Raw genomic sequence first — 23,201 nt, forward strand, 5'->3', positions numbered from 1 at the left:
GGACCTCCGTCGGTCCGATAGGAGTGGTGGACGCACCCCATGAGCGACCAGATGCGACAGACCGCCGCGGGGCTGGCCCGCGCCATCGACGCGGCGCTGTCACGGCGCGATCTGGTCGAGGCCCGGGTGCTCGCCGACGCCGGTCTGCGGCTGCCGCGTCGCACGCCCGCGCTCGCCGAGGCACTCGCCCGGTTTCACCTGGCGCATGGTCGGCCCGAGTCCGCGCTGCGCATGCTGTCCGATCTGCCGCGTCCTGGCGCGTCGACCCGTCATCTTCGCGCCGTGGCCCTTCTGGCGCTGGATCGCACGATTGAGGCCCGCATGGAGCTGCTGCACGCCGCTGGCCCGGAAGCGCCGGCCGAATCGCGTCTGCTGGCGGCGCTGCTGGCCTGGGAGGCGGGGGACCATGACGAGGCCGCGTCGCTGGCGCGGTCGGTCGAGCGTGGTCCATGGGCGCCGCTGGCGGAGGTCATCCTCACCGCGCTGCACGTGTCCGCGGGTGATCTCGAGGCCGCCGAGGCGCCCGCCGCCCGGCTGCATGCGCTGGCCGCGCTTCCGGGTCTGCGGCAGGTCATCCGCCTGTTTCTGGCGTCGCTCGGTCTGCGCCGTACGCACGAGGTGCCCGATGCCGACCCGGTGCAGGTATCCGAGCTTTCAGACGAACTAGCCGCCGCGCCGGCCCTGCTTGCCCGGCTGGTGGATGAGTCGCGCCGGACTCAGGATCGCTCCGCGGCGCGTCTGTTGCGCTGCGTCCTGATCGCGCGGATCGCCGCCGAACCCGAACGCAGCGACCTGATCGTCGCCCTGGCTGACCTGACCGACCTGCTGGACGGCCCCGTCATCGCCAGCGAGGTGACCAGGCGAGGCCTGGCCGATCATCCCCTGTCCGCCACGCTACGGCTGCTGGATGAGCAGTTCCGTCGGCGGGTCGAGAACGTGGAAACGGACGCGCCCGACGGCGCGACGATCGAAGCCGGGGCAGCGACTCATCTTCGGAAGATCGCCGCATGACCGAGGCGGATCGCATCATCGCCGCGCGTCATCTTCGCGAGGCCCGGCGATCAACCGGGCACGAGGCGCTGGAGGCGGTGGCGTGGGCTCGCTGCGCCGTGCCGCGGAGCGTCCGGGCCATCGTGTTCGAGGCCCGGCTGACGATCGAGCAGGGCGACGCCGCCGAGGCGGATGCGCTCATCGCCCAGGGGTTGCTGCTGGCTCCCGCCGACGCCTCGCTGCTCACGCTCCATGCCCGTCGTCTTCTCGACCGCGGGCTGGTGGAGCGAGCCGGGCGCGTCGCCGACCTGGCGCTCTCGAAGCGACCATATCACGTCGGGTTGCGCCGTCTGGCTGCGCGGATCGCGCGGGCGCGGGGAGACGCGGCGCAGGCCGCGGACCATCTGCGAGCCGCGTTGCGGATCGGACCGGCGGGCCGGCGCGGCGTGCTGTCCGACCTCATCGTCGTGCTGCTCGAGCTGGATCGCACCGAGGAAGCACGAACGCTCGTGAACACGCTTGACCCGCCCTCGCTCTACCTCGAGTCGCTGATCGTTGAGCGACTGGAAGGACCGCTGGCGGCCCTCGACCGGCTGACGGACGCCAGTCCACCGGCGGAGCATGCTTCAGGCGCCGTCGCGCCCGCGGATGAGTCGGACTCTGATTCATCCGACCATCGGCTGGAGCGCCGGATCGATCTGGCCGATCGCGTCGGCGACGGGGGCCGTCTTGATGACGCCCTTCAGGCGGTTTCGCGCGCTACGCCGCGGGCGCTTCGCCGCGCGGTCCGAGTGTGGCTTCGCCGCGGCGAGTTCGAGACCGTGCTCGAGCGACTTGAGATCACGACGGACCGCCCGGACGCATCCCGCGAGCGACCGAGCGATCCGACGGCTGACCAGTCCATCCTGGCGGCCGTCGCGCATGTGGCTCTCGGGCGGTCCGATGAAGCGGAACTGCTGCTCTCGCGGCACCCGCGACGAGAGAGCGCCTGCTGCCGCCATCACGTGGCGGACGCCTGGCGTGATGCACTCATCGGGATGCTCACGCGGGGCGTGACGCGACCGGATGGTCGCCTGCCGTTCGACGGGGCGCCGCTTCTCGGCGCGTTCCTGTCCGGCGACGAGGTTCCGGTCTGATCCGCCGCGGTCGGTGCGGCGCCGTGGAGCGCGTAGCCAAGGCCGGGCGGCCGCATCCAACCGGCATTGGCCGTCCGGTCGGCTACACTGGTGGCCGCATTGTTGACGGCGCTGGCGTTCGATCACACTGCCCGCATGTCCACCCTCTTTCTCATCGTGTACTGCGTGCTCATCGTGGGCGCCTCGCTGGCGGGCGGACTGGTGCCGCTCTTCACGCGGGCCAATCACCGGGCGATGCAGTTCATCCTCAGCGGCGTGGCGGGGGTGATGCTGGGCGTGGCCCTGCTGCACCTGATTCCGCACGGCTACTTCGAGTATCGCGAGGCGGGGCATGGCGCCGCCTCCATCGATCTTGTGATGCGCTGGGCGCTGGGCGGCCTGCTCCTCATGTTCCTGCTGGAGCGGTTCTTCTGCTTCCATCACCATGAAGTGGAGGGGCTGGAGGACGGGTGCGGCCACGAGCATGCCGCGACCCCCGCCGAAGACCGTCACCGCCACGACGGCCCCTGCGATCACAACCACCGGCACGCACCGACCGACGCATCCGCTCATCATCACCGGCTCGGTTGGACCGGCGCCGCCGTGGGCATGACCATCCATAGTCTGCTGGAGGGCGTCGCCCTGGCGGCGAGCGTGGAGGCGGGTCTGCATCACGGCGGGGCGACCACCCTGGCCGGCTTCGGCACGTTCCTGGTGATTTTCCTGCACAAGTCGTTTGATTCGCTCACCATCGGCACGCTCATGGCGAAGGGAGGGCATGCGCCCGCGGTTCGCCACCTGGTGAACGGGCTGTTCGCCCTGATCGTTCCGGTGGGCGTGCTGCTCTTCGCCTTTGGACTGAAATCGCTGCCCGCCAGCGCCCACGAAGTGCTGGGGGCGGCGCTGGCGCTCAGTGCGGGCACATTCATCTGCATTGCGCTGAGCGACGTGCTGCCCGAACTCCAGTTTCACCAGCACGACCGGGTGAAGCTCTCCGCCGCCCTGCTGGCCGGACTGGCCGTGGCCTTCGTGATCGGGCTGTTCGAGGGCGGCGCCCACGGTCACCTCGACGTGGATGTGCCCGGTCACGAGCATCACGATCACGACCATTGATTCGGCGGCGCCGGACGCCGCGTCCGCCCCCGTTCCTCCCGGGGCGCCGCCGCTCATGTCTTGACGATCGGGGGCCGATGACTATCCTGACCCGTCATGTCACTCCGCACCGCCGACATCGCCATCATCGCCATTGAGAGCCCCCGTTAAGGGCGACGGCGATTGGTGCGGACCAGCATGATCCACCACTCGGCCTCGCCCACGCGGGGCCGGTTGTGTTTTGAGCCGAGGTTCAACACGAGAGAGACGCGAGAGGGACACCGAGAAGAGGTGTGAAACACGGAGGACCACCGAGGGCCACGGAGAGAAGAAGGTGGTGATTCGAGATCAGCAGGCAGAAAACAGGAGACAGGAGACAGAGTTTCGGAGGCGAGAACGAACGGGTGCTTGTGATCGTTGTTTCGGGAGAGTCTCTGTCAGTGTTCAGGGATGTGCATCCGTGCTTTGATCTCATCTGATCATCCTCCGTGGCTCTCCGTGTCTCAAACTCTGATTCGATTCCGCATTCCTCTCGTGTGTCTCTCGTGTCCCTCTCGTATTGAATCACTCTTCGCCGCTCCAGAGATCGACCCATGACCGACACCGCAACGACCAAGCCGAACTACAAGAACACGCTCAATCTGCCCAGGACCGACTTCCCCATGAAGGCGAACCTGTCGCAGAATGAGCCGCAGTCGGTCAAACGCTGGGCCGAGGCGCGGCTGTATGACGCGATCATGCGCGCCCGCGCCGAGTCCGCTTCGCCCCCCTTCGTGTTTCACGACGGCCCGCCCTACGCCAACGGCGACATTCACGTGGGGCACCTGCTCAACAAGGTGCTCAAGGACATCGTGGTGCGCACGCGCCTGATGGAGGGCTCTCACACCCCCTACGTGCCGGGGTGGGACTGCCACGGCCTGCCCATCGAACACAAGGTGATGACCGACCTGATCGAGAAGGGCAAGATGGACAAACTCGCCACGCTGCCGGACGACCAGCGGCGCATGGTCATCCGCCGCGAGTGCCAGAAGTACGCGGAGAAGTACGTCAAACTGCAGGCGGAGCAGATGAAGCGGCTGCTCACGCTGGCCGACTACGACCACCCGTACATGACCATGGCGAAGGAGTACGAGGCGGCGGTGCTGGAGGTGTTTGCCACGCTCGTCGAGCGCGGCTTGGTGTACCGCGCGCTCAAGGCGGTGCACTGGTCGATCGCCAACGAAACCGCGCTGGCCGAGGCGGAACTGGAGTACTACGACCGCGAGGACCTGTCGATCTACGTGGACTTTGAGGCCGCAGACCGCGAGGCCGTGGGCGCGGCGTTCGGTGTGGAACTGGATGAGACGCCCAGTTTCATGATCTGGACCACCACGCCGTGGACGCTGCCGGCCAATCTGGCCATCGCGGTCAACCCGCGCTTCACCTACGCGCTGGTTCGGATCGATGGCGCGCTGACCATCGTGGCCCGCGAGGCGGTGGAGCGGATCACCAAGGCGGCCAGGAGCGTGGATGTGGAGGTGCTGGCCGAAACCGCCGGTGAGAAACTGGTGGGGCTGCGGTATCGGCATCCGTTTGTGTCGATCGTGGAGCGCGCGGAGGGTCCGAATCAAGAACTCACGTTGCGCCTCGGTCGCCCTCCCGCTTCGACGGATGATCTTGGCGCAGTGTCTACGGTCGTCGCCGCCGACTACGTCACGCTCGAAGACGGCACCGGGCTGGTCCACACCGCGCCGGGCCACGGGCAGGAGGACTACCAGACCGGCCTGCGCGTGGGGCTGCCCATCTACTGTCCGGTGCGCAAGGACGGCACATACGACGACACGGTTCCCGAGTGGCTGCGCGGCATGTCCATCTGGGACGCCAACGAGAAGATCAGGCAGCACCTGGAAACCAGCGGCCATTTGTTCTTCTGGCACACATTCACGCACTCCTACCCACACGACTGGCGCGGCAAGTCGCCCGTCATCTTCCGCGCCACCGAGCAGTGGTTCGTGAGCGTGGACAAGCCGTTCGAGTTGTCTCGGGGCGACACGCTCCCCTCTCCCTCCGGGAGAGGGGCCGGGGGTGAGGGCGAGCGTGAGGGCTCTTCCCTCCGCACCCGCGCCCTTGCGGCGGCGAGCAGCGAGGTTCAGTTCATCCCCGAATGGGGCCGCAACCGGATGCGCGGCATGCTGGAGTCGCGCCCCGACTGGTGCCTCTCGCGCCAGCGGGCGTGGGGCGTGCCGATCCCGGCGTTCGAGGGTCCGGACGGGCAGGTGTTCCTGACCGCCGCCAGCGTGCGCGCCGTGGCGAAGGTCGTGGCCGCGAAGGGCTCGGATGCGTGGTTCACGGATTCGCCGGAGCAACTGCTGGCCCACTATGACGCGACCTCCGACCCCGATGCGCCGGATTGGGTGAGATCCATCAGCCGTCAGCCATCAGCCGTCAGCCCGTTGCCGACAGCCGCCCCAGCACTCCGCAAGATGCATGACATCTTCGACGTCTGGTTCGAGTCCGGCTCATCCTGGGCCGCCGTGCTGCACCAGCGCGGGCTGGCGCGCACCGACGGCGGCCCCTCCGCCGACCTGTATCTCGAAGGGTCCGACCAGCATCGCGGCTGGTTCCAGGCGTCGCTGCTGCCCTCCATCGGCGTGCGCGGCGTGGCCCCCTACAAGGCCCTGCTCACCCACGGCTTCATCGTCGACAAAGACGGCCGCAAGATGAGCAAGTCGCTGGGCAACACGCTGGAGGTGGAAGACCTGCTCAAGGACCACGGCGCGGACGTGTGCCGCTGGTGGGTCTCGTCGCTGGCGTTCGAGAACGACATCAAGATGGACGCGGAGTTCTTCCGCGTGGCGGGCGAGTCGTACCGCAAGGTCCGCAACACGCTGCGATTTCTGCTGAGCAACCTGTCGGACTTCGTGCCGGGAGCGGGAAACAGCGGCGCAGGCGTCAGTGGCGCAGGCGTCCCACCTGCGATCCTCACCACCCGCGTCAATCTTCACGCGCTCGCGCCCGTTTCGCTCGACGCGTACGCGCTGGCCATGGCCGCCAAACTCCAGCACGAGGTGCGTCAGGCGTACCTGGAGTACCGCTTCCGCGACGCGCATCAGGCGCTCTACGACTTCTGCAACGACACGCTGAGCGCGGTGTACTGCGCCGCGGTGAAGGATCGCCTGTACTGCGACAGGCCGGATTCGCCCCGCCGCCGCGCCACGCAGACCGTGATGTGGGAGATTCTCGAGGTTCTCACGCGGCTGCTGGCCCCGTTGATGCCTCACACGGCGGAGGAAGCAGCGAAGTCGATGGGACGAACCGAGTCCATCCACCTGACCACGCACCACGATCTGGATGTCGCCTGCGACGCCGACTGGCCCCGCGTGCTCGAGGCCCGCGAGCAGGCGCTCAAGGCGCTGGAAGCGGCCAAGCAGCGCGGCATCGAGAACCCGCTGGATGCGGGCGTCACACTGCCCGACCCGGACGGGGTGCTCAAGCGTTTCAGCGCCGACCTGGCCGACCTGCTGGGGGTGTCGCGCGTGGGATTCGACGCCGCGGCGAAGGAGGTCTTCATCCACGACCTGCGGAACGAGCCGCGCTGCGAACGATCGTGGCGCCGGGACGGCACCGTCAAGCTGCGCTCCGACGGCGGGCTGCTCTGCGACCGCTGCGCGGCGGCGGTGGGGGTGGCGTAGAGTCCTCCGTGGTGGCGTCACGCCGCGCCGGCACTACACTCCGTTCATGCTTCCCTCGCTCCAGGTCGGCAACACCGCCGAGGTGATGGTCGTCGTCACCGAGGCCATGTGTCCGTCCTTCGACGGCGTCATCGTCCACCGCGTCTACTCCACCTGGTCGATGGCGCATCACATGGAGCTCGCAGCCCGCATGGTGCTCGCCCCGCACCTGGAGGAGCACGAGGAGGGGATCGGCTCGCACCTGTCGATCGACCACGTGGCGCCCACGCCGCTCGGCCACCACGTGCGCGTGGAGGCGAAAGCCGTTGAGCTCGGTCCGACGACCCTGGTCTGCGACGTGATCGCGTACCATGTCCGACCCGACGGTCGTGAGACGATCGCGGGGCGGGGAAAGCAGGTCCAGCGCGTCCTGCCAAAGGACAAGCTGGCGGCGTTGATTCGTCGGGCGGGGGAGTAGCCGTCAGCCCTCAGCAGGCAGGTACCGGTCATCAGTTGCGAAGATTCCAAGATTGAAACCCCGTCACTCAATCCTCAGCATTCCCACGAGCCCGCCCATGACCACCGCCATCGAATCCAAGCCCGCGACCGCCGAAGAGTCCCTCATCCTTGTCGAACAGGATGGTCCGGTCGCCATCATCCGCCTCAACCGCCCCAAGGTGCTCAACGCCCTCAACCCGGCGCTCATGAAGGAGCTCGCCGAGACGATGGAGCGGCTGGACAAGGATCCGTCGGTCATCGTCTTCCTGCTGGCGGGCAGCGAGAAGGCGTGGGCCGCCGGAGCGGACATCGGCGACATGGCCGAGCAGTCCGCCATCAGCATGTACGAGCGCGATCAGTTCGCCACGTGGGAGCGCATCAAGCGGATCAAGAAGCCCATCGTGGCCGCGGTGTCCGGCTGGGCGCTGGGCGGCGGCTGCGAGCTGATGATGCTCTGCGACGTGGTGGTCTGCTCCGAGACGGCGCAGATCGGCCAGCCGGAGATCAACATCGGCGTGATGCCGGGCGCGGGGGGCACGCAGCGACTGACGCGCGCCGTGGGCAAGCATCTGGCCATGGACGTCATCCTGACTGGCCGCTTCCTCACCGCGAAGGAGGCGCTGGCGCATGGTCTGGTCAGCCGCGTGGTTCCGAAGGAGCACTGGTACAGCGAAGCACTCAGGATCGCCCACGAGATGGCGAAGAAGGGCCCGATCGCCCTTCGACTGGCCAAGGAAGGCGTGCTCAAGGCGTTCGAGATGCCGCTGAGCGAGGGGCTGGAGTACGAGCGCAAGCTCTTCTACACGCTCTTCGCCACCGAGGACCAGAAGGAAGGGATGCGGGCGTTTGTTGAGAAACGGAAACCAACTTTCAAGGGGAAGTGAGATGACCGCGACGACCACCGTACCAGCGACCGAGAAGGCCATCAGGACCGAATCCGCCGACGGCGTCTGCACCATCACCTTCAACCGGCCCGACAAGTACAACGCCATCAACGACGCCTTCTCCACCGAACTGCTCGAGGCCCTCAAGCAGGCCGAGCGCGACCCGGCGGTGCGCGTCATCATCCTCACCGGCGAGGGCAAGGCCTTCTGCTCCGGGCAGGATCTCGGTGACCTGAAGGAGAAGTACAAGCCCGGCTACGTGCCCCACCTGGGGGATGACCTGCGGCGGCGCTACAACCCGATCATCCTGAAGATGGCGATGATGGACAAGCCCATCATCGCCGCGGTCAACGGCGTGGCGGCCGGCGCGGGCTGCTCGCTGGCGCTGGCGTGCGACATGCGGGTGGCTTCGCAGGAGGCGTCGTTCATCGAAGTGTTCATCAACGTGGGGCTGGTGCCCGATTCCGCCAGCACGTGGTTCCTGCCCCGGCTGGTCGGGCTGGGCAAGGCGATGGAGCTCTGCTGCACCGGCTCGAAGGTGCCCGCCGATGAGGCCCTGCAACTGGGGCTGGTCAACCGCGTGGTGGACCCGGGATCGCTGATGTCCGAGACGTTGACGCTGGCGAAGAAACTCGCCTCGTTGCCGGCACGCGGCATCGCCCTGACCAAGAAACTCCTGCGCGAGTCCTTCGAATCCACGCTCGAACAGCAGCTGGAGGCCGAGGCCTACGCCCAGGAAACCGCCGCGAAGACCGAGGATCACTTTGAAGGCGTGATGGCGTTCATTGAGAAGAGGAAACCCGCCTTCAAAGGGAGGTGAATCCAAGCCGTCGGCTATCAGCCGTCAGCCGTCCGCAGGAAGAGGCGGAGCAGGATGCAGGCATTCAGCGACATCAAGGTGTGGCAGAAGGCCCACGCGCTGACGCTTCAACTGTACCGCGATACGACTTCCTTTCCGACGGACGAGCGATTCGGACTGACGAGCCAGATTCGATGATCGGCCGCTTCGATCGGCGGAAACATCGCCGAGGGGTGCGTGAAGGGCAGTGATGTTGAGTTCGCAAGGTTTCTGCGAATCGCCCTCGGGTCAGCGAGTGAGCTGCCGTATCACCTGTTGCTCGCGCGGGATCTGGGCTTCCTTGATCCGGCACGGCATGAGTCGTTGAATGGCGGTGTGGAAGAGGTCAAACGCATGCTCACGGCGTTCATCCGAACGCTTCTGGCTGAGGGCTGACGGCTGATGGCTGATGGCTTTCTTCAAGTTGGAGTCCTCGGCGCCGGCGCCATGGGAAGCGGCATCGCCCAGGTCGCCGCGGCGCACGGCTGGAGCGTCTGGCTGATGGATGTGGACGACGCCGTCGCGCGGCGTGGAGTTGATCGCATCCTCGAACAGTTCGACCGGCTGGTGGAGAAGGGCCGCATGACCGCCGCCGAGCGCAACGCCGCGTCGAGGCGGCTGGAAGTCGCCAACGCGCCGGGCGATTTCGACGAGTGCGAACTGGTCATTGAGGCCATTGTCGAGGACATGGCGGTCAAGACGCGCGTGCTGCGCGACCTGATCACGTCGCTGCGAGATGACTGCATCATCGCCTCCAACACGTCATCGCTCTCCATCACCACGCTGGGCGAGCGCATCGGCCAGCCGGAGCGCACCGTGGGCATGCACTTCTTCAACCCCGCGCCGGTGATGAAACTGGTGGAAGTGATCGCGGGAAAGCAGACGGACTCTGCCGTGGCCGACCGCACCGCGGCCATCGCCAAGTCGTGGGGCAAGGTCGTCGCCCGTGCGGCGGACGTGCCGGGGTTCATCGTCAACCACGTGGCGAGGCCCTACTACCTCGAGGCGTTTCGCATCCTCACCGACGGCTTGGCCACCCCCGACGAGATCGACCGGGCCATGAAGGAACTGGGCGGCTTCCGCATGGGCCCGCTGGAACTGACCGACCTGATCGGGCAGGACGTGAACGCCGCCACCACCCGCAGCGTGTGGGAGCAGCTGGGCAAGCCGCCTCTGCTGGCCCCCGCCGCGTTGCAGGAGCAACTGGTGCGGGAGGGTCACCTGGGGCGCAAGACGAAACGCGGCGTGTACAACTACGTCACCGATCCTCCCGCGCCCGCGATTACCATCGAGCGCCGGAAGATCGACCTCTCCGAGGCGCAAGCCGCGGCGCTGGACGCCTTCATCAACGCGGCGGTGAGTCCGACCGCCGGCCACCAACCGCCTCCCGTCGATCGCGCCTCACCGGCACGCCTCTCCCGCTACGTCTTCACCCGCATCCTCGTCGCCATCATTGCGCAGGCCCACCTGGCCTTCGAGCGCGGCGTGGCGACGAAGGAGGACATCGACGCCGCCATGAAGTTCGGCGTCAACTATCCGCGCGGTCCCTTCGAGTGGACCGCCCAGATCGGCCCGGCGCGCATGCGCGACTGGCTGCGCGTCCTCAACGCCGCGGCGGCTGACGGGCGGTTCGCCCCCCCGAAGTCGCTGGGTGCGTGAAGTCGGATGACTCGCCGACCGCGGAGCGCAACGACTCTCTTGCGTACCGTTGCGCATGGTCAAGTCGTCGACGCCATGCTCCGCCACCGGCGCCATCCTGATGGGCGGGCGCAGCACGCGCATGGGCACGCCCAAGCACGCGATCATGCTGCCCGACGGCCGCGCCATGATCGAGCACGTCGCAGATGTGCTGCGCCCGGTCTGTCCGCGCCAGGTCGTGCTGGGGCCTCAGTCGCCCCTGCCTGGCGTACACGCCATCCCGGACCTGCGGCAGGGGCTTGGCCCGCTGGCTGGCATCGAAGCCCTGCTCGTCTCGGGACTCGATGACACGTACCTCGTCGTTCCTTGCGACACGCCGCGGCTGACCGCTGACGTGCTTCGTGCCCTGCTGAGCGCGCCGCCCGCACCGGTGGCGGTTCTCCGGCTCGCAGGGGAAGTGCAGTCCCTGCCGCTGCGGGTCTCGACCGAAGCCCTGCCCACGATCCGCGCCATGCTCGACCGGGGCGAGCGGGCGGTGCATCGGCTCATCGCCTCGCTGCCCGTGGCCTTCGTGGAGGCGCCGCCCGCCTGGGCCGACCACCTCGTCAACATCAACACGCCCGATGAGTTGTCATGGGTGATCGGCACAAACGCCGCGCCGCGGGCATCGACTGACCGCACCATTCTGCTCGCCACCTCGAACCCGCACAAGATCGAGGAGGTACGCGCCATCCTCGCTCCGCATGGATACGAGGTGATCGGGCTGGACAATGTCGGCATCTCGATTCCTGAGCCGGAGGAGGACGGGCCGACCTTCGAGGCCAACGCCCGCATCAAGGCCATTGCCTATGCGAAGGCAACCGGCCGCGTCTGTCTTGCCGACGACTCCGGGCTGGAAGTGGATGCGCTGGGCGGCGCACCGGGCGTTCACTCCGCGCGCTACGCGGGGATCGGCGCTACCAGGGCCGAGCGCGACCGCGCCAACAACGAGAAGCTCCTGCGCGAACTGACCCGGCTCAACCTGCTCCCGGAGCAGCGCACCGCCCGCTTCGTCTGCGTCATGTGTCTCGCCGCGCCGGATGGCCGCATCCTCGCCGAAACGCGCGGCACGTTCGAGGGGCTTATCGCCGACACCCCGCGCGGCGACAACGGCTTCGGCTACGACCCGCTGCTCTTCCTTCCCGACCGCGGCTGCACCAGCGCCCAGTTGCCGCCCGAGGAGAAAAACGTCCGTTCCCACCGGGGCCAGGCCGCGCGGCGGATGGCGGCGGCGCTGGATCGACTCGGGCACTCGTACACTTCACCGTGACCCTGCGGCTCACCATCCTCCAGCCCAACCTCGCGGGGCAGCGTTACTCCTGCCACGGCTGCGGCAACTGCTGCCGCGACTTCACCGTGCAGCTGCGCGAGGAGGACATCGACAAGATCCGCCAGCAGGGGTGGACGGAGAAACTCGGCTTCGACCCGGTCGTCGAGTTCCGCGGCGAACGCTACCTGCGCCAGCGCGATGACGGGGCCTGCGTCTTCTGGCTGGACGACGGCCGCTGCCGCATTCACGCCGAGTTCGGCTTGTCCGCCAAGCCCATCGCGTGCCAGATGTTCCCCTTCTCGCTCACGCCCGTCACGGGCGGGGCGGTGATGGGCATCAACTTCGCCTGCCAGAGCGTGCTGGAGAACAAGGGCGCGGAGCTGCGCACGCACACGCGCGACCTGGAGCGCATGGCCCGCTCGCTGCCGGAAGTTCACGCGCTGAACCGCCCGCCCATGCTCACCGACAAACTGCGGGCGAGCGTCGGCGAGATCAAGGCGCTCGTCAACCGCCTCGACGCCTGGTTCCGCCGCGATGACATCGACCTGTCCACGCGATTGGATGGGCTGGCGTGGGTGATCGCCTCGCTGGGCAAGGCCAAACTGGCGGGTGTGCGCGATGATCGCTTCGCCGACCTCTTGGATGTGCTCTTCGGCGCACTGCCTGATGAACTGGGCTTCCACCCCGTTGATCCTCCCACGCGCGGCCAGCGGAAAATGCTGCGACAGGCGGTCTTCGCCCGCATCGAGGATCCCAAGATCGGTCGCGTTCACCGCACGGGCCGGATTCGCACGGTGCTCTCGCAACTGCGGCGCAGCCGCCGCTTCGCCTCGGGCAAGGGGGTCGCCCCGCGCGTGGGCGACGGCTGGCCGGAGGGCGTCCGGCTGGAAGCCGCCGAGCAGGTGGCGCCCGCGAATGATCCCAACGTCGTCACCGCCATTGATGATCTTCTCACCCGCTGGCTGCGGGCGACCATCCTCGGCGGGCGAGCGTGGGGCGCGGGGTACTACGGCTGGAGCGCCTTGGCCGGGCTGCGGGCGCTGGTGCTCAACGTCGCCGTGCTGGGCTGGCTGGCCCGGCTGCACGCGGCGGGGCGGGGTGGGGGTAGTGGGGGGGGTGGTGGGGCGGAGCGACTGGCCATCGAGGATGTGCGGGCCGCCCTGTCGCGCATCGACCGAACCGCGGGCCGGGCCCGCTGGCTGGGCGGCGTGTCGGAGGAATGGCGCAGCGCCTACTTCGACACCGATGACGGCCTGCGGCGACTGCTGGCGGCGTATCCGCTCATTGAGTCGGAGTGAGGAATGCACCCTCACCCCGGCCCTCTCCCAGGGGGAGAGGGAGTGAGCGCCTCACTCACAGGCGGGACGCCTGTGCTACTGGCCGAATGTAATCCCGTTCATCGACATACCCACACCCATCGCGCGGTACAGCCGGGCCACCGCCTTGTTGAAGTTGGCCAGGGCCTCCAGTTCCTGCAGCTCCGCCGTCGCCAGCGTGTCCTGCCGCTGGAACTTGAGATTCAGAAACTCCGGCGTCAGCCCCGCCTTGAACTCCTCCTCCACCAGCAGCGTTCGCAGGTTCTCCGTCTGCGCCAGTCGGAAGGAGCGCGTGGCCTGAATGAGTTCATAGTTGGCGACCACATCGCGCAGGGCGTTCTTCACATCCTGCACGATGTTCTGCACCGTCTGGCGGTAGGCGATGGCCGCCGCCGACTGTCGCAGCCGCGACTGCCGGTACCCCGCCTCGGCGGCGCGGTTGCCGATGGGCTGTTCGAAGGCCAGCCCGACTACATAGTCAATGAACGAGTTGTCGAAGGCGTTCTGGTACGATCCGCTCAACGCGTCATCAAGCCCGACGTACTCCATGCGGGCGGTGAAGTTGAGCAGCGGCAGCCGCAGGTTGTCGGCCACGCTCACGCCGATGGCGGCGTCATCCAGGGCCAGCAGCGCCTGCGACACCTCGGGCCGCTCGGTCACGGCGGTCACGATCGCCTGCCGCGCGTCATACTCCAGCGGGGCTTCGACCATGAAGTCCACGGGGCTGACGAGCAGTTCGGACCCGACGGTCACGCCCGGGTCGTTCATCAGCTGCTTGAGGATGTCCGATGCCGCCCGCACGGCGCGGTTGGCGCGGATCACCTCGGCCCTTCGGCGCTCCACGGTGGCCACGGCGTCGGCGAACTGGCTGGGGGTCACATCGCGCACCTGACGGCGCTCCATGCGGTCACGGACTTCGATGCCCTCTTCGAGCACGCGCTGGCGGATGAGCAGCGCCCGCCGGGCGACCGCCAGATCCCAGTACGCGCTTTCCACGCGCTCGATCAGCGCCAGCAGTTCGCTCTTGAGCTGCTGGATGCTGCGCCGGTCGTCGTTGCGCGCCAGGCGGATCTGCGCCTCGTTCACATCCGATCCGAAGCCGCGCAGCAGCGGCTGGTCCAGCCCCAGGGCGATGCGGGCGGTGTAGCCGGGATCGGGCGTGAGGGAGAAGTTGGGCGTCTTGCTCCGCGCCCGGCTCAGCGTGGTCGAGAGCGAGATCGTCCCGCCCGTCGTCAGTGGCTTGCGGATGCCCGTTTCGAACACCGTCTGCTCGCGCACGTTCACCGAACTGCCCAGCGGGATGCCGTTGAGCACCGGCACCGTGGTCGGCTCATCCAGCCGGGTGTGGTCGAGATTGGAGAAGAACACCGCGTCGAAGCGGGCCTCCGCCGCCGCCACATCCGCCTCGCGGATGGCCGGCTGCAGGCGGGCGATCTGCACCGACAGGTTGTTCTTCACCGCCGTGGCGATGGCCTGCTGAAGCGACACCGCCACCTCCTGCTGAGGCGAGCCGGTCAGGTCGGGGGAGTAGGGGGGCGTCTCGTCGCGGTAGGCGCCCGGGCCGGCCATGCGCTCCAGTTCATCCCGCCGACTCGCCAGGGCCTTCTCCACCTCGCCCGCGGGCTGGGTGGTGCGCTGCGCGGTGGTTCCCGCGGCGCTCTCGGGAAGCGAGCGAAGTTCTCGCTCCACCGACTCAATGAGGGATCGATGCAGGGCTTCAGGGGTATCCCGGTGGAGCGGACGCTCGCATCCCCCCATGACCCCCGCCGCCGCCATCACCCCTGCCAGCAGCAGACCGCCTCCCGCAACAGACGACGCTACGTATCCGGACCTTCGCCGATCGAGTTGACGCATGGGGTGAAAGCATAGGCGGGCGACCGGACGGGATTGGGCAGGAGGCATCAAGGCATCGAGCAGTTGAGATCGTGGGCTGAGATATTGAGATATCGGGCGCCTGCCGCCGCTCCGACCCGGAACTCGGTTCGCATCCTGCACTCATCACCCGGCACTTTCCTCTCCCTACCATCCCGCCCATGCGTGTGCTGCGGACCATCGAGGAACTTGCGCCGTTCCAGGGCGGTGCGTTCGTACCCACCATGGGCGCCTTACACGCCGGACACGCGGCGCTGATCGAGCAGGCGCGGTCGATCGCGGGGGGTGTGATATCCGGGGGCGTGGTATCCGGGGGTGGGTCGCCCGTAGTTGTCTCGATCTTCGTGAATCCCACCCAGTTCGGCCCCAACGAGGACTTCTCCCGCTACCCGCGCACGTTCGAGGCCGACCGCGAGGTCGCGGCCGGAGCGGGGGCGGATGCGGTCTTCGCGCCGGATGTGGAAACGATGTATCCGTCGCCCCCTCATCCTCCCACCCCGGAGCCGCCCCTGCCGCCCGTGGCGACGATGCCGTTGCTGGAAGATACGTGTCGGCCGGGGCATCTGGCGGGCGTGTGCCAGGTGGTGGCCCGGCTGTTCGACCTCGTGCGGCCGCGCTGGGCGGTCTTCGGCGAGAAGGACTACCAGCAACTGCGGACGATCGAGGCGATGGTGGCGATGCAGAACGCCGCCTCAACCCCGCGCTGGCCCGGGCTGGAGATCGTGGCCCACCCCACGGTGCGCGAGCCGGACGGTCTGGCGATGTCCAGCCGTAATCGGTATCTGAACGAAACCGATCGCCCCCGCGCGCTGGGGCTGTTCCGCGCGCTGCAGGAGGCCCGGTCGCTAGCCGCCCCCGGCAGGCCCACGCGACGGATCGAGGAGGCCATGCGGGCGGTGCTGGTGCGTCATGGGCTGGACGTGCAGTACGCGGTGGTGCGCGACGCCCTGACGCTGATGCCGATCGACATGGTGCCACGGCCGGGCTCCGGCTCATCCGCCCGCGCCCTCATCGCCGCCCGCCTGGGCGACGTGCGGCTGATTGACAACGTAGCGATTGGCTGAGCCGTCGGCCGCCGTCCATCGCGCTGGCGGCGGGCCGGGCGTCCCTATACTGGTCCGCCATGGCACTCGAAACCGCATCGTTCCAGGTCGGCGACCGCGTGAAGGTGACGCAGCAGGTCGCCAAGCGTGATGAAACGTGGACCCAGACCGTCGAAGGCGTGGTGACGGGCTTCCGACGCGCCAAGACCGGGTCGTGGTACGCCCACGCCAAGGACGACCGGCTCTGGCTCGACCGGCTGGAAGTGCGGCGGGATGACGGCGAGATCGTGACGCTGAACCTCGATCAGTACAGCCGGATCGAGCGGGTGGGGTGAGGAACTCGACATGAGCAGGCGCTCCGGTTCCGATGCCGCGCCGTCACCGATGCAATGGGACTACGCCCCCGCGCCCGAAACGCTGAAGGTTGACATCAGGGACCGCTACCGGCTGTTCATCGGCGGGCGGTTTGTCGCGCCGAAATCGCGGCGTCACGTCGTCACCATCAACCCCGCCACCGAGCAGCCGCTGGCGGAGGTGGCCGAGGCGGGCCGAGCCGACGTGGACGCCGCGGTACGGGCGGCCCGCGCGGCCTTTCCCGCATGGGCCTCCCTCGACCCGCGCGAGCGCGGCAAGCACCTGTTCCGGCTGGCCCGCCGCATCCAGGAGCGGGCCCGCGAACTGGCTGTGCTTGAGACGATCAATGGCGGCAAGCCGATTCGCGAGTCGCGCGACGTGGATCTGCCGCTCGTCGCGCAGCACTTCTTCTATCACGCGGGGTGGTGCGACAAGCTGGCGTGGGCGGCGGGTTGGCGGCGGGGCGCTCCGCGTCGCGCGAACCGTTCACGCACGACGCGCCGCGTTGCGCCGCCAGGCGCCGTGCCATGTCCGATCGGCGTCTGCGCGCAGATCATCCCGTGGAACTTTCCGCTGCTGATGGCGGCGTGGAAACTCGCCCCCGCGCTGGCGTGCGGCAACACGTGCGTGCTCAAGCCCGCCGAGACCACGCCGCTCACCGCGCTCATGCTGGCGGAGATCCTCGAGGAGATCGACTTCCCACCCGGCGTGGTGAACATCCTCACCGGCGCTGGCGAAACCGGACGACTGCTGGTCGAGCATCCGGACGTGGACAAGATCGCCTTCACCGGCTCGACGGAGGTCGGCAAACAGATCGCTCGCGCCGTGGCGACGGAGGATCGGCCTGCCTCGCGCCGACCCAAGCGTCTCACGCTCGAACTGGGCGGCAAGAGCCCCAACATCATCTTCGAGGATGCCGCGCTCGATCAGGCGGTTGAAGGCATTGTGCAGGCGATCTTCTTCAACCAGGGCCACGTCTGCTGCGCCGGCAGCCGCCTGCTCGTGCAGGAATCAGTGCTGGACGACGTCATCGCCCGGCTCGACCATCGCATGGCGTCGCTGCGGGTGGGCGACCCGCTGGACAAGAACACCGACATCGGGGCCATCAACTCGAAGGCGCAGCTCGAGAAGATCGAGCGGCACCTCGCCATCGGCGAGACGGAAGGCGCGACATTGCACATCGGCGGCGTGCCGACCGGCTTCGCCGCGAACAACATCCAGCGCTCTGCAATTCCTGCCGGACCCGGCTTCTGGTGTCGCCCCTGCTACTTCACCGGCGTGCAGCCGAGCCACGCGATCGCGCGCGAGGAGATCTTCGGCCCGGTGCTGGCGGTGATGAGCTTCCGCACGCCGCACGAGGCCATCCAGCGGGCCAACAACACGCCCTATGGCCTGAGCGCCGGCGTGTGGACCGACAAGGGATCAAAGATTCTCGACATCGCGCGGCAGCTGAAGGCCGGCGTCGTCTGGTGCAACACCTTCAACCGTTTCGACCCCGCCAGCCCCTTCGGCGGGTACAGGGAATCCGGCTTCGGGCGCGAAGGAGGCATTCACGGGTTGCGGGCGTATCTTGACGTGGATGACGCCTGACCACCGCCATCCATTGAAGCGTGACGCGTGAAGATCATCATGACGCGACTGCCAGTCATCAAGACGTACAAACTCTTCATCGGCGGGCAGTTTCCGCGCAGCGAGTCCGGTCGCTCGCAGCCGTTGAATGATTGCACGGGGCGAACCATCGCCCACCTGTGCCGGGCGTCACGGAAGGATCTGCGTGACGCGGTGGAGGCGGCGCGCCACGCCCAGCCGAAATGGGCGGCGCTGAGCGGATACAACCGCGGACAGATCCTCTACCGAATGGCGGAGATGCTCGAAGGACGCGCGGCGCAGTTCATCGAGGCGATCGAATCAGTGGAGGGAACGGGCGAGCACGGCTCGCGGAGCCGGGGCGCGCGGAATCATAACGCACAGCGCCTCGGCGCCCGACGCCGTTCGTCGCGCGCGGCGGCGGAGGCGGCCGCGTCGGTCGATCGGCTGGTCGGCTTCGCGGGGTGGTGCGACAAGTACGCGCAGGTGATGGGTTGTCAGAACCTGGCGGCGGGTCCGTACGACACCTTCACCACGCCCGAGCCGATGGGGGTCGTCGGCATCGTCGCGCCGGACAATCCTTCGCTGCTGGGGCTGGTGTCGCTGCTGGCCGCTGCGCTCTGTCCGGGCAACGCCTGCGTGGCGCTCGCGGGGGAAGCCAACCCCCTGCCGGCGGTGATTCTGGGCGAAGTGCTGGCGACCAGCGACCTGCCGCCCGGCGTGGTGAACATTCTCACGGGAACGCGCGCCGAACTGCTGGATCCGCTGGCGACGCACCGCGAGGTGAACGCGATCAGCGCCGCCGGGCTGAACCGGGACGAGGCACGGACCGTGAGAACGGGCATGGCGGAGAACCTCAAGCGTGTGCGGGTCATCGAGCGCCCCGGCGCGATGTGGCATGACCACGACCTCTGTCACGCGCCCGCGGAGATCGAGCCGCTGGTCGAGTTCAAGACGATCTGGCATCCGGCGGCCTGCTGATCGGTGGATGCGGCTCGACGGGCGGCGGATGACGGCGTCGAGGCCTGAAGTCCGCGCGGGACATCGCGTCAGTGTTCGCGGTATCCCATGACCACCAGGATGCACGGCCCGCCCGCGATCACTTCGATGCCCGCCCGCTCGGCGTCGCGGATGGCCCGTTCGCTCTCCGCGCCGGGCTGCATCCACAGCATGGGCACGCCGGTCTCAATCGCGTCCCGCACGACCGTCTCGGTGATCGCGGGAGGCGTGATGATCGAGACGCCATCCACGCGCTGCGGCAGCGACGTCAGGTTCGGATAGCAGCGCACGCCTTCGATCCGGGCGGCCCGCGGGTTCACCGGATAGACCGTTCGCCCATGTTGCAGGTAGCAGCGCAGCACCTTGTTGCCGTACTTGGCGCGGTTGGTCGAAGCGCCGACCACGGCGAAACTGTCGCCTTCGAGAAACCGGGCGATCCGCCGGGCGGTGATGTCGGTGTCGTCGGTCATGGGAGTTCCGAGTTCCGAGTTCTGAGTACCGACACCATGCCTCGCCGCCCTGATGCCTCGCCGCCTTGATGCCCTCCCCGAAACAAACAGCCGCGAGCCATCGCCCGCGGCTGCATGATCACTCGGGATGAGGGCTTACTCCGAGGCCTTGCCGATGAAGAACCCGATGCCTCCGAGCACGATGGTGACGACGGCCAGTCCGCCGGCCCACACCATCAGGTTGCCGGCCATCTGGGTGGCCAGCCCGGAAGAAGCGCCCGTCACGCCCACCGCCACCACGAGCGCGGCGCACACCAGTGCGACCAGCGCGCCAAGCATCAGCCCGACGCCCAGCCCCGAACCGGCGCCGTCATACGCCTCCATGATGACCGGGCCGACGGCCATGGGTGCGCCCACGACATTGCCGGGGCTTTCGGCGCCCGCGGCGTCGAACAGGCCCGAGGCGTGACCCGGCACTTCCACCTTCTCGGGACCAGAGTAGACCTCCTCGATCAGCTCCGCGCCGAGCGACGTGTCATCGCTCTCGCGCGTCAGGTCGAGCAGGCCGGAGCCGGAGCCGACCGACTCCAGCGACAGTTCATCTTCGATCGACTCCGTCACCTGCGTATCGCCGGCGTCCGCCGCGGGTCGATCGCCGGTGTCGAACACGGAAATGCCGGTGTCCTCGCGGCTGTCCACCAGTCCGATGGCCGAACCGGACCCGCCCGAGGCGTCCAGGCCGGTCAGGTCGTCGATGTGGACGGGCTCATCACCGCCGGCGAGCAGATCGATCTGCTCCACCTTGAACATGAGCTTGTCGCGGTCGCGGAACTCCTGCACCTGGCCGGAGCGTGCCATCTCCTTGACCTTGTCAGGCGTGACGCCCAGCTTCTTGGCGGCTTCGTCGAGCGTGTAGAACATCTTGGCCATTGCGGAGATCCTCACAAGAGCGCGACAGCACCGCGCCCCGGTTGATCGAACGGGCACCCCGCCCTATCGCGGTTGCACGAGCAACCGCCCACCGCGGGGAAGTTGGCACTGTACCGGAAAACCACCCATCAATGCAAGGGGATTGCCCGTCGTGCCTGGATTCGCTCCTCAGCCGACACAGGTAATGTTATCGGACTATTCGTCAGCCAGTCAATCGAATGGGTCATCAGGCAGACGGATGCCGAACGGACGCTTCACCAGGAACGCCCGCCACTTCAGCAGCCAGAGGCCGATCCCCGATGCCCCCTGCATCAGCCCCGTCTGCGGGGCGCGGTTGTCTGGCTGCGCGCGATGCTCGGCGTGCGTCCACTTACGAAGCCCCAGGTCCACGTCCACCTGCGAGCGGGCCATCAGGTCGGCGGTGAGTCGCTTGCACAGGTCGAGGTACGCCGGATCATCCGTCTCGCGGTACATCGCCAGGGCGAAGTCCGCCACGCCCGCGTTGCCGCAGCACACGCCGACGTTGCTCCAGAACCCTTCCGGTCGTTTCTCGGGAATGCCCGCGTCCAGCAGTGACTTGCCGCAGCGGTCGCGCCAGCCGCGCCACTGCCCATCGCCCGTGACTTTGTAGAGCAGGTGGAACAGACGCCCCGTGCCCGCCGGGCCGTGACACCACCCCAGGTAGTGGAGCGGCGACTCGCCCTCGCCGTACTCCGATGGGTCGAACCGGGGGATCAGGCAATGGTCGTTGGTCGTGTCGGCGATGGAGATGAGGTACTTCGCCCCTCGGATCGCCGCCTCGGTGTACTTCGCGTCCTTCGTCGCCGCGCCCAGCGAGGCAAGGAAATATGACACGCCCGCCGTACCGTGGGAGAAGTTGGGATACGTGTTCTTCACGCCCGCCGCCATCGGCCACATGGTCCCCTCGCCCCGCTCGACGCCCATCGCCACCAGCCGGTCGCCCAGTTGCCGTGCGAGCGGCAGGGCCCTCGAATCCTGCCACTGCGCGTGGGCGTACAGCAGAAACAGCCCCGTGCCCGCATACCCCGCGATGACGTCCGTCACCTCGCCCGCGGCGTCGGGCTGGTCCTTCCGCGCGTTCCACTCGCGCTCGATGATGCTCACGCACCGCGCCGCCGCGTCGCGGTGACGGGCCAGTTGCGTGGCCTTGTGCGTCTCGTTGAGGGTGTATCCCGCGCCGGCGACGCCGACGTACAGGCCCAGCCCGTCGGATACCGCGAGATCCTCGAGGTGCGCCACCAGGTCGTCCGCGCCCATCGACGCTTCTTCAAGGTACGTCTGGTCGCTGGTGGCCCGGGCCAGTTCGAGGAAGAACAGGATCACCCCCGGCGTGCCGTGGTACAGGTTGCGAACGATGCGGTCATCGCCCTCGGGCGAGGCGGGCCAGGCCAGTCCGCGGGCGGTCTCAACCTGGTGCGTACGGATCCATTTCGCCGCCTCAGATGCCGCCTGCACGTAGATGGCGGGATCGACGGGTTGCGGCGGCGCGGCCTGCGCCCCGACCGGCCATGACAAGGGAAGGACAGCGACGCACGACGCAATGATGGTGGTGAAGGCGGGTCGCATGGTGACCTCCTGCCGAAGGCGACGCGCGGGAGGGACGATTCGCCCCACCATGCCCCGGCGCGTGCCTAGGGAATGTTACCACCGATTCATCTCGGCCTTCACCGCATCCCGGCGCAGCCACGTCAGCACGAAGATGGGCCAGATCAGCCCGCCGAGCATGAGGGTGATGTGGATGGCGAGCGCCGTTCGGCGAAGGGCGTCGTCCGTATTGGCGTAGATCTGCGACCCACTCGCGGCGGCGGCGATGGCGCCGCCGTTGCACATGATCGTCAGCGGAATCTTGGCGATGGCCCATTCGCGAAGCCGCATGGCCAGCCGCTTGTTTCGTCGGAGCATGCCGATGCCGCCCACCACCGCGTAGCAGGCCACCAACCCCAGCAGGGTGGAGCGGACAAGCGCGCCCGCCGCCAGACCCGTGCGATAGCCGGAGCGGTAGGACGGATCGCCCGGACCTTTCATCGCCGACATGAACGTGTCGTCCGACGCGACGACGAACCCGCCGAGCGCCTCCATCGCGGCGAACCCCAGGCCGCCCAGCCCGATGATGATGGAAATCGCGCCCACGACCACGGGCCAGTTGGCCGATCCGCCGCGAGAGGGCGGCCCGGACATCACCTGTACGCCCATCGTGCCGCCGGTCTGCGCGTTGTAGCCGCAGTTGGTGCAGATCAACGCGCCGCCGGACATCGGCTGGCCGCAGCCGGGGCACGGCGCTGGAGCCGCCTCCGCCCCTGTCGCGCCGATCAACTCGTTGAGCATCGAGTATTCGCCATCGGAGGTTCCGGACCCACGACCACCCGAAGAACTCGCCCGTTGCCGGCCCTCGTAGCACGCGGTGTGGTAGTAGCGCCCCGTCGGGTCCTTGCCGCGCGGCTGCCCGGCGCAGTCCTTGCCGCAGAAGACGCAGAGTTTTTCACCCACGCCCGCCATGCTGCCCCTTTCGACACCGATGCGAAGCAGCCCGCGCGCCAACCCACGACTCGGTCGAGCGAGGCGCCGTCTATCGGGCGGCAGCATACCCCCGCCGTCGTCCGCGACGCAAGCGGGAAC

At 68.1% G+C, this 23,201-nt stretch carries 19 protein-coding genes and 1 pseudogene; 15 read left to right on the plus strand and 5 right to left on the minus strand.

The genetic code is table 11. The features are described 5' to 3' along the window. Window positions 1-51: 51 nt before the first annotated feature. The 11 genes and pseudogenes from HRU76_07115 (at window position 52) to HRU76_07165 (ending at window position 13,312) form a co-directional block, all read left to right on the plus strand. Entirely contained in the window at window positions 52-1,011 is a 960-nt protein-coding gene (locus HRU76_07115; GenBank protein ID QOJ17359.1) for a hypothetical protein, read from the plus strand. Further along, window positions 1,008-2,126 (plus strand): hypothetical protein, encoded by a 1,119-nt coding sequence (locus tag HRU76_07120; GenBank protein QOJ17360.1) that lies wholly within the window; start codon window positions 1,008-1,010, stop codon window positions 2,124-2,126. Before HRU76_07115 ends, HRU76_07120 begins: the two co-directional genes overlap by 4 nt. A 135-nt stretch (window positions 2,127-2,261) precedes the next feature. Beyond that, window positions 2,262-3,218 (plus strand): ZIP family metal transporter, encoded by a 957-nt coding sequence (locus HRU76_07125; GenBank protein QOJ17361.1) that lies wholly within the window; start codon window positions 2,262-2,264, stop codon window positions 3,216-3,218. A 572-nt stretch (window positions 3,219-3,790) separates the two neighbouring features. Beyond that, window positions 3,791-6,868: an isoleucine--tRNA ligase gene (ileS, locus tag HRU76_07130; GenBank protein ID QOJ17362.1), complete on the plus strand. Its 3,078-nt coding sequence runs from the start codon at window positions 3,791-3,793 to the stop codon at window positions 6,866-6,868. A gap of 46 nt (window positions 6,869-6,914) precedes the next feature. After that, window positions 6,915-7,325, plus strand: a complete 411-nt coding sequence (locus HRU76_07135; GenBank protein QOJ17363.1) for a thioesterase — start codon at window positions 6,915-6,917, stop codon at window positions 7,323-7,325. Between the two features lie 97 nt (window positions 7,326-7,422). Next, entirely contained in the window at window positions 7,423-8,229 is an 807-nt protein-coding gene (locus tag HRU76_07140; protein QOJ17364.1) for an enoyl-CoA hydratase/isomerase family protein, read from the plus strand. 1 nt (window position 8,230) lies between these two features. Beyond that, window positions 8,231-9,049, plus strand: coding sequence for an enoyl-CoA hydratase/isomerase family protein (locus tag HRU76_07145; GenBank protein QOJ17365.1), 819 nt, complete (start codon window positions 8,231-8,233; stop codon window positions 9,047-9,049). Window positions 9,050-9,103: 54 nt separating this feature from the next. Beyond that, a pseudogene (locus HRU76_07150) lies at window positions 9,104-9,463 on the plus strand (four helix bundle protein). A 51-nt stretch (window positions 9,464-9,514) separates the two neighbouring features. Continuing rightward, entirely contained in the window at window positions 9,515-10,726 is a 1,212-nt protein-coding gene (locus HRU76_07155) for a 3-hydroxyacyl-CoA dehydrogenase (GenBank protein ID QOJ17366.1), read from the plus strand. Window positions 10,727-10,781: 55 nt separating this feature from the next. Beyond that, entirely contained in the window at window positions 10,782-12,014 is a 1,233-nt protein-coding gene (rdgB, locus tag HRU76_07160) for an RdgB/HAM1 family non-canonical purine NTP pyrophosphatase (protein ID QOJ17367.1), read from the plus strand. Further along, window positions 12,011-13,312 carry a YkgJ family cysteine cluster protein gene (locus HRU76_07165; protein QOJ17368.1) on the plus strand — a complete coding sequence of 434 codons (1,302 nt, stop codon included), beginning with the start codon at window positions 12,011-12,013 and terminating at the stop codon, window positions 13,310-13,312. The genes rdgB and HRU76_07165 overlap by 4 nt, the downstream gene beginning before the upstream one ends. Before the next feature lie 75 nt (window positions 13,313-13,387). Here HRU76_07165 and HRU76_07170 read toward each other — a convergent pair whose 3' ends face one another. Beyond that, complete coding sequence (locus HRU76_07170) at window positions 13,388-15,184, minus strand: TolC family protein (protein QOJ17369.1); 1,797 nt, start codon at window positions 15,182-15,184, stop codon at window positions 13,388-13,390. Window positions 15,185-15,363: 179 nt separating this feature from the next. Here HRU76_07170 and panC point away from each other — a divergent pair, with 179 nt between their 5' ends. From panC to HRU76_07190, 4 genes are read left to right on the plus strand one after another with little or no spacing between them, the layout of a single operon-like run. Continuing rightward, the gene (panC, locus tag HRU76_07175) at window positions 15,364-16,266 is read left to right on the plus strand and encodes a pantoate--beta-alanine ligase (protein QOJ17370.1); all 903 of its coding nucleotides are present in this window, start codon (window positions 15,364-15,366) and stop codon (window positions 16,264-16,266) included. Between the two features lie 59 nt (window positions 16,267-16,325). Beyond that, window positions 16,326-16,580 carry a hypothetical protein gene (locus tag HRU76_07180; GenBank protein QOJ17371.1) on the plus strand — a complete coding sequence of 85 codons (255 nt, stop codon included), beginning with the start codon at window positions 16,326-16,328 and terminating at the stop codon, window positions 16,578-16,580. 49 nt (window positions 16,581-16,629) lie between these two features. Then, a complete protein-coding gene (locus tag HRU76_07185) occupies window positions 16,630-18,189 on the plus strand; it encodes an aldehyde dehydrogenase family protein (protein QOJ19132.1) in 1,560 nt (519 codons plus the stop codon). 39 nt (window positions 18,190-18,228) lie between these two features. After that, entirely contained in the window at window positions 18,229-19,167 is a 939-nt protein-coding gene (locus HRU76_07190; protein ID QOJ17372.1) for an aldehyde dehydrogenase, read from the plus strand. A 68-nt stretch (window positions 19,168-19,235) separates the two neighbouring features. Here HRU76_07190 and HRU76_07195 read toward each other — a convergent pair whose 3' ends face one another. From HRU76_07195 to HRU76_07210, 4 genes are all read right to left on the minus strand, one after another. After that, a complete protein-coding gene (locus tag HRU76_07195) occupies window positions 19,236-19,637 on the minus strand; it encodes a CoA-binding protein (GenBank protein ID QOJ19133.1) in 402 nt (133 codons plus the stop codon). A gap of 153 nt (window positions 19,638-19,790) precedes the next feature. Further along, window positions 19,791-20,564, minus strand: coding sequence for a helix-turn-helix domain-containing protein (locus HRU76_07200; protein ID QOJ17373.1), 774 nt, complete (start codon window positions 20,562-20,564; stop codon window positions 19,791-19,793). Window positions 20,565-20,774: 210 nt separating this feature from the next. After that, window positions 20,775-22,151 carry a hypothetical protein gene (locus HRU76_07205; protein QOJ17374.1) on the minus strand — a complete coding sequence of 459 codons (1,377 nt, stop codon included), beginning with the start codon at window positions 22,149-22,151 and terminating at the stop codon, window positions 20,775-20,777. Window positions 22,152-22,226: 75 nt separating this feature from the next. After that, window positions 22,227-23,072 carry a hypothetical protein gene (locus HRU76_07210; protein QOJ17375.1) on the minus strand — a complete coding sequence of 282 codons (846 nt, stop codon included), beginning with the start codon at window positions 23,070-23,072 and terminating at the stop codon, window positions 22,227-22,229. Between the last annotated feature and the right edge of the window lie 129 nt (window positions 23,073-23,201).

The organism is Phycisphaeraceae bacterium (assembly GCA_015709595.1).
Lineage (GTDB): Bacteria > Planctomycetota > Phycisphaerae > Phycisphaerales > SM1A02 > CAADGA01.

Coding starts and splice junctions, on each gene's coding strand:
- ileS (QOJ17362.1), top strand. CDS start 3,791: ATGACCGACACCGCAACGACCAAGCCGAACTACAAGAACACGCTCAAT.
- panC (QOJ17370.1), top strand. CDS start 15,364: ATGCGTGTGCTGCGGACCATCGAGGAACTTGCGCCGTTCCAGGGCGGT.
- HRU76_07145 (QOJ17365.1), top strand. CDS start 8,231: ATGACCGCGACGACCACCGTACCAGCGACCGAGAAGGCCATCAGGACC.
- HRU76_07170 (QOJ17369.1), bottom strand. CDS start 15,184: ATGCGTCAACTCGATCGGCGAAGGTCCGGATACGTAGCGTCGTCTGTT.
- HRU76_07115 (QOJ17359.1), top strand. CDS start 52: ATGCGACAGACCGCCGCGGGGCTGGCCCGCGCCATCGACGCGGCGCTG.
- HRU76_07155 (QOJ17366.1), top strand. CDS start 9,515: ATGGGAAGCGGCATCGCCCAGGTCGCCGCGGCGCACGGCTGGAGCGTC.
- HRU76_07185 (QOJ19132.1), top strand. CDS start 16,630: ATGCAATGGGACTACGCCCCCGCGCCCGAAACGCTGAAGGTTGACATC.
- HRU76_07190 (QOJ17372.1), top strand. CDS start 18,229: ATGACGCGACTGCCAGTCATCAAGACGTACAAACTCTTCATCGGCGGG.
- HRU76_07180 (QOJ17371.1), top strand. CDS start 16,326: ATGGCACTCGAAACCGCATCGTTCCAGGTCGGCGACCGCGTGAAGGTG.
- HRU76_07135 (QOJ17363.1), top strand. CDS start 6,915: ATGCTTCCCTCGCTCCAGGTCGGCAACACCGCCGAGGTGATGGTCGTC.
- HRU76_07200 (QOJ17373.1), bottom strand. CDS start 20,564: ATGGCCAAGATGTTCTACACGCTCGACGAAGCCGCCAAGAAGCTGGGC.
- HRU76_07120 (QOJ17360.1), top strand. CDS start 1,008: ATGACCGAGGCGGATCGCATCATCGCCGCGCGTCATCTTCGCGAGGCC.
- rdgB (QOJ17367.1), top strand. CDS start 10,782: ATGGTCAAGTCGTCGACGCCATGCTCCGCCACCGGCGCCATCCTGATG.
- HRU76_07140 (QOJ17364.1), top strand. CDS start 7,423: ATGACCACCGCCATCGAATCCAAGCCCGCGACCGCCGAAGAGTCCCTC.
- HRU76_07125 (QOJ17361.1), top strand. CDS start 2,262: ATGTCCACCCTCTTTCTCATCGTGTACTGCGTGCTCATCGTGGGCGCC.
- HRU76_07205 (QOJ17374.1), bottom strand. CDS start 22,151: ATGCGACCCGCCTTCACCACCATCATTGCGTCGTGCGTCGCTGTCCTT.